At 53.9% G+C, this 5,574-nt stretch carries 5 protein-coding genes; 4 read left to right on the top strand and 1 reads right to left on the bottom strand.

Annotated elements, in window-relative coordinates; all coding sequences use genetic code 11:
• The 4 genes from IQ260_RS27060 to IQ260_RS27045 form a co-directional block, all read left to right on the top strand.
• Nucleotides 1–776, top strand: a 776-nt coding sequence (locus tag IQ260_RS27060; protein ID WP_193996188.1) for a PhoX family protein, incomplete at its 5' end; no start/stop codon positions are given.
• Nucleotides 777–874: 98 nt separating this feature from the next.
• Nucleotides 875–1,429 (top strand): PEP-CTERM sorting domain-containing protein, encoded by a 555-nt coding sequence (locus tag IQ260_RS27055; RefSeq protein WP_193996187.1) that lies wholly within the window; start codon nt 875–877, stop codon nt 1,427–1,429.
• Nucleotides 1,430–1,962: 533 nt separating this feature from the next.
• A complete protein-coding gene (locus tag IQ260_RS27050; RefSeq protein WP_193996186.1) occupies nt 1,963–4,665 on the top strand; it encodes a TIGR02921 family PEP-CTERM protein in 2,703 nt (900 codons plus the stop codon).
• A gap of 111 nt (nt 4,666–4,776) precedes the next feature.
• Nucleotides 4,777–5,037, top strand: a complete 261-nt coding sequence (locus tag IQ260_RS27045; protein WP_193996185.1) for a hypothetical protein — start codon at nt 4,777–4,779, stop codon at nt 5,035–5,037.
• A 41-nt stretch (nt 5,038–5,078) separates the two neighbouring features.
• Here the strand turns inward: IQ260_RS27045 and IQ260_RS27040 are convergent.
• The coding region (locus IQ260_RS27040) for a pentapeptide repeat-containing protein (RefSeq protein ID WP_193996184.1) at nt 5,079–5,574 on the bottom strand (496 nt) is incomplete at its 5' end.

Below are 5,574 nucleotides of genomic sequence, written 5' to 3'. Positions count from 1 at the left end.
GCTACAAGTTTGTTTCCCAGACTAGCTGGCGCTCGATGCTTGCCCGTGGGTTGAGTCCCCTTGACTACGGTAAGCTCTATGTTGCTAAGTTCAAGGCAGACGGCACGGGTGAATGGCTGGAGCTGACCATTCGTAATCCTCAGCTGAAGGCTAAGTTTAAGGACCAGGGTGAACTGCTGGTCTTTGCTCGCGTTGCCGCTGATATTCTCGGTGCTACACCCATGGACCGTCCCGAGTGGACTACCGTTGCCCCCGATGGTGCTATTTTCTGGGCTTTGACCAACAACAGTCGTCGGACAGAGACAGGACCTGCTAGCCCGCTGGCTCCTAACCCCGATGGTCATATTCTCCGCATGGTGGACAGCAACAACCATACGGGGACCAGGTTCACCTGGACGATTCCGTTTATTGCTGAGGAAACTCACGAAGACGGTGATGAGACCACCTTTAGCGACCCCGATGCTCTGTGGGCAGATCCTGATGGTCGCTTGTTTATCGGCACGGATGGTGGCCAGAAGAAGGATCTGAACAACCAGCTACTTGTCGCTGATCCTGCCACTGGGGCCATTAGTCGTCTGTTTACCGGTGTTGCTGGCGATGAAATTACCGGTGTTACGGTTACTCCCGACCGGAAAAATCTGTTTACGAATACTCAGCATCCCGGTAATGGTAACCCCACCGCGACCAACTTTCCTGCGCCCACTGACGGTGTAACGATTCCCCGTGATAGCACCATCGTCATTACTAAGAAAAATGGCGGCATTGTCGGTTCCTAGTCAGTGGCCTGGCTCTGGCCGAGGTCAGAGCCTGAGACTGTTGGGGGACTTATCCCAGTTTTAGTCCATCGCTTTCATTTTTTACTGAGAATAATGCTATGAAACAGATTCTTTTGGCTGCGGCTGCAGCTTTGGGTGTAACTGCTTTTGCTGCGCCTGCCCACGCGGCTCGATTTAAGTGGACTATTGACTACACCGGTTTTTTTGCTGATGGTGCTGCTATCAACGGCTTTTTTATAGCTGATGAGACAGCAGCTACTGACGGTTTTGTCTCTGGTGATGAGTTTGACACTTGGGAATGGACCTGGAGTGGTAACAGCGAAGTTGAAGCGTTTACGTTGACCTCCTCGAACGCTGAAGCTGAGACCTTTTTTGGTGATTTTGGTTTCTTTGTTGACGGTACGGCTAATGTGCCGGGTGATGATGCTTCTGAGGGTGTGTATATCTCGGATGAAGCGGCCATTGACCTGGACTTTTTGTTTGTGGATACGTTTGATTCTGGTGCGATCGCATCCATCACTGGCGATACAACTGCAGCTGGCCTTGTTAGCGTATCCGATCCTGAAGCTGTGCCCGAGCCCGCTACGCTGCTAGGTCTGTTGACCCTGGCTGGTGCAGCGGCTGTAGCCAAGCGTCAAAAGCAGGCGGCTTAAAAGGCTAGCGGAGTAAGGTTCCTAAAAACCGACAAGTTAATCCTTTAAGCCCTGGGCTAGCGCTCGGGGTTTTATTTTGGCCGTTTATTTCATCTATCGATTTTGGCCAGCGATGATATCGCAAAGTCAAAAAATTGGGTCAGCCAGTGGACGCATAAGCCCATGGCCTTGATCCGGCATAGTCATCAGTAAGGACTTGCTAAAGTACTTACGTTGCTTGTCAAAAATCCTGATTCTAGGGGGTTTTTGGCCAGGTAACTGTTCAGGGTGTGTGCTACGACCTTTTCAGAACTTACCGACACCTATGCCCTTAGTCGGGAAAGGCGGCTGGTATGTTCCCAGTAGAATTTTGTCCCCAACACTGAGAAAACCAACTCAAAGCCCCCACCATTGGGGGCTAGGGGACTTTACGAGCAAGCTAGCAAAAAATCTTCCCTACATAAACTCGGCATAAAGCTTCCACACCTCGTCCGAAAATTCCCCTAGCCAGCCTGTGGCAACCTCCACAGCAAGCGTTATTCCTCGCATCATCCATGAAAACAGCCCTGCACTGGCTATCCCACTCCATCTTCTGGATCTGGAACATTGCCTTTATCGGTGTCGTATACCTTTGGCTGCTACCCACAGCAGGATTGCCCATCCTTGAATCTGCCCTGATTGGCCAGATCCCCCCGGCGTTTGTCGCCAGTATCTTGGGTTTACTGATTGTGCCCCTAGTCTGCACCGTGGTGGGCGGTAAATGGTTGCGTAAACACCCCATCCTCCTGATGCGGCTGTTTTACGGCGTAGAAGCTCCCCTCTTTGGCCTGTGTCTGCTGCGGTTATTTCTCATTCGTGAGACCACACCTGCTAGCGCCCATATCCTGGTTACGGTCCTAGCGGCCATCGCCATGTTTGCTATCGAAACCCTGGCAGGTTATGCCGCCTACCGCCGTCCGCTGGCCTGGGTGCAAATGATTGGCCACAGTCTGATTTTAGTCACTGGGCTATATGCAGGCACGCTGCTGCTGCTCTACACGGTGCCTGCCCTGTGCGTCATGGTCTACGGCACTATTACCGGACTGCTGGGCATCAACTGGCTATCGCTGTTGCGAGATTTGGGTGAGGTGGTGATGCATCCTCAGGTGCTCATTCTGGGGACTTTATTTGCCACCCTATGGGCCACGACGGCGTTGGTCTTCGCCTCGCTGCCCTACGTTATGGTCAACTTTTACGTGCGTTCGTGGCACCGGATCCGCACCGCCTTTGCCAAACAGCATGGTCATAGCTGGGCCACCACCGCCGCTGTCGTTGGCTCTAGCTGTCTGCTGTTTGGACTCTTGCAGATCCACCAGCCCCAGGCTAAAGCTTTTAGCCTTTTAGACGGCCCCCAGCCCCAAAGCTCAGTTGACCGTCTCGCCATGGTGAAGCAGGCAGACACTATTCGCAACGGGCTGGTCCATGGTTATCTCTCCCGCTATCGCTATCTGGGCACTGCCGAAGAAAGCAACCAGCTGCGGGAGATGTATAAAGCAGTCTTTGCCATGCCTGAGTCAACTGCCCAGGCGTTTCAGGATTTCCATAATGGGCTGCTGTCACCGTTTTTGTATAAAGGCGATCGCAACGATGCAGACAAAGCCGAAACCCTCTACGCCAGCTTCTTCGACACCCCCATCCAAAAGACAGAACGCAACGCCATCCGCAGCGCCCTGCAGGCCACCGCTAACCGCGACGAAACCCAGGCAGGCGTGCTCAACCTCGACCAAAAGATTATTCGTCTAGCCGAGCAAACCGTCACTGTAAAAGAGCAGGGCGACTGGGCCGACGTAGAAATCTACGAACAGTACGAAAACAAAACCATCAACGACCAGGAGATTTTCTACAGCTTCTCACTGCCCGAGAGCGCCACCCTTACCGGTCTTTGGCTAGCCGAAACCCAAGATGGCTCCCGATTTCCCTTTACCGTCTCACCCCGTGGAGCCGCGCAACAGGTTTACAAAAGTGAAATCGAACGGGCCGAAACCCAACGGGCCGAAGACCCCGCCCTGCTAGAACAGGTTGGCCCGCGTCAGTATCGTCTGCGGGTATTTCCCATTCCTGCCGCCGAGTCCCTAGAAGAACCGGGAGAACTGCATCTGTGGATGACTTACCAAGTACTGCAGCAGGACGGTGTCTGGCCCCTGCCTCAGCTCACCGAAAAGCGCAATATTTTCTGGACTGATAAGACCGTCCACCAGCGTCGGGGTAAGACCGTCAAAGTTACTGATGACCAGTGGTTCGAACCCTCGCTCAAAGCCCGTAAGAAAGCAAAGGCAAAGGCGCACCAAGCGCAGCTGGCCGAAGGGTACCAGGTCACTGCGATACCTGTGGCTAAGACGGCTGTGCCCACGGGCAAACGCATTGCCGCTATTTTGGACACCTCCTACAGCATGGGTCAGGGAGGCCAGGCCGAAGCCTGGCTGCAGCTGGACAAAATCAATCAGCAAAATGACATTGACTTTTACCTGACCACAGCCACCGGAGATGCCCTGGCCCCCAGCGATGATATTGGGTCATTTGACCTGGTGATACCCTACGGCAGTCTGCAGCCAGCGGAGATGCTGCAACAGTTTGCCCAGCAGCATTTGCCTAAAACTTATGATGCTGTTTTACTGCTGACTGATGCGGGCAGCTATGAGCTAACGGAAGAGGCCGCCGAACTGCCGCTGCTGTCAGAACCTCTGTGGCTGGTACACATGGGTAATCAACTGCCCGCTGCCTATGATGATGCGCTGCTAGAAGCGATCCAAGCGAGTGGCGGTGGGGTGGCTACCGAGGTGACGGCGGTGCTGCAGCGTTTGGATCAGAATGTGATCGATGGCTATGCGTGGTCGGTTACGGCTAGCAATGGAGCCGAGCAGACCGATGAGTTTGCGCCTCTGGCAGCGCGTCAGCTGATTTTGCAGCAGAGCCGCACGGTGGATATGACCCAGCTAGAGAATCTGGACGGGGTGCATGCGGTGGCCAAACGGACGCAAATTGTGACGCCCTATTCTTCCATGCTGGTTTTGGTCAACGACCGTCAGCGAGAACTGCTGCGCCAGGCAGAGGCGGCGGCTGATCGGTTTGACCGCGAGGTTGAGGACGGTCAGGATGAGCTGACGGATCCGTTTAATCCGTTAAATTCGGTATCGGTGCCTGAGCCAGGTTTTGCCCTGGGGATGGGGGCTATGGCGATTGGTTTGATGGTGCTGAAGCGCAAACCTTCGGCTAGCTGATAGTCTAGAGGAACGTTTTTATACCTTTGCTACGTCCTAGTCAAAAGGCATTGTCAGCGGCGATTGTTTCGCTAGTGCAGGCCACATCTACCGATATAGTAAACTTGACCTATGAGTAGCCTTCCTATCAATCTGGTTCCCAAGTCCACTGCTGTTACTGATGCGGTCGTTGAGCGGTTGAATCAGCTGCCTGTGGATACCCAGCAGCAGGTGTTGGACTATGTGGAGTTTTTGCTGCATCGTCATAAGCTGGACGAGGCGGTGGAGCCGTTTGATGATGATGTTGAGGAAGATTTGACTGTCTGGGAAGCGGCTACGGATGAGGATTGGCTGGCGTTAGAGGCTCAGCTGGCTGAGGCGAAAAGTAGCTGAGGGTGGGGCAATTTTTGAGAAATCGGATTGAAGGATGAGCACTATACCGTGGGTGGATGCTGTTCATTAATATATTTTTCTGCTGCTTCTAGCGACTCAAACAGGTCAGGGTATCGCTCTCTGAGGATTGCTGGTAAGCGATCTCGGTCTCGATCTTGATAGGTTTCAAACTCTGCTGGCAGAGTGGTATTGCAAATAAGAGGTGGTATCCCTTCTGTCAGTTGTTGATGAGTTAAGTTTTGCACTGTACCTAGCTTAGTGCTCAGGAAAATAGCGCTGTCGAGGTTGGCGCTGTCGAGGTCAGCGCTGGAGAGGTCAGCGCTGGAGAGGTCAGCGCTGTAGAGGTTGGCGCTGTAGAGGTTGGCGCTGTCGAGGTTGGCGCTGTCGAGGTTGGCGCTGTAGAGGTTGGCGCTGTCGAGGTTGGCGCTGGAGAGGTTGGCGCTGTCGAGGTTGGCGCTGTCGAGGTTGGCGCTGTCGAGGTTGGCGCTGTAGAGGTTGGCGCTGGAGAGGTTGGCGCTGGAGAGGTTGGCGCTGGAG

This window comes from Leptolyngbya cf. ectocarpi LEGE 11479, assembly GCF_015207065.1.
Taxonomy (GTDB): Bacteria; Cyanobacteriota; Cyanobacteriia; order Phormidesmidales; family Phormidesmidaceae; genus Leptothoe; species Leptothoe ectocarpi.
Note: the sequence above shows the minus strand (reverse complement) of the source record. Positions and strands in the feature narration are given on the sequence as shown.